General features: G+C 41.9%; 1 pseudogene. It reads right to left on the bottom strand.

From position 1 onward, the window contains the following. Positions 1–699: pseudogene (locus KA883_RS13200) on the bottom strand (IS256-like element ISEnfa4 family transposase); the annotation flags it as partial.

Here is a 699-nt window from a genome sequence, read left to right as displayed (position 1 = left end):
TGCGCAAGCTTTTGAATATTTAGACTGGTCGATATATTCACCGACTAAGGCATTCTTAGCTGTTCGAGCGAGTTCAATATCCGTAAACTTAAAGATCGCTTTTACTGCTTCTCTAAACGGTTTTGAATTCTTTTTTGGAATGGAACTGAAGATGTTTCTTAAAAAATGGACCTGGCATCTCTGCCAACTTGCGTTGGTAAATGACTTACGAATTGCAGACACTAGGCCTTTATGGGCATCAGAAATGATGAGTTCTGTCCCCTGTAGACCGCGTTCTTTTAAGTATTCAAAGAAGATGGACCATGTGTCATCACTTTCTTCATTTTGGATCATGAAGCCAATGATTTCACGATCACCACCTTCTGTTATCCCGATCGCAATATGGCAGCTTTTAGAAAGCACTCGATGGTCCTCACGGACTTTTATGTAGAGAACATCAGTCATCAGATAAGGATAACTCGTACCTGAGAGTGAACGGTTCTGCCATTCGTTGACCATCGGGTCTAACTGCTCAGTCAGGCTAGAAACAAAAGATTTCGATACCGATTTTCCACATAGCTCTTCAACAATCTTTGAAACTTTACGTGTCGAAACGCCTGAAACATACATCTCAAGCATTGAAGCGAGCAGTGCCTTTTCATTTCGCTGATAACGCTCAAACACCGTCGGTGAAAATTCACCATCACGTGTTCTGGGTAC

It is taken from the genome of Staphylococcus sp. GDY8P54P (assembly GCF_017892645.1).
In the GTDB taxonomy this organism is placed as follows: domain Bacteria; phylum Bacillota; class Bacilli; order Staphylococcales; family Staphylococcaceae; genus Staphylococcus; species Staphylococcus ureilyticus.
The sequence above is the reverse complement of the archived record's forward strand: the minus strand, read 5'-3'. Positions and strand labels throughout refer to the sequence as shown.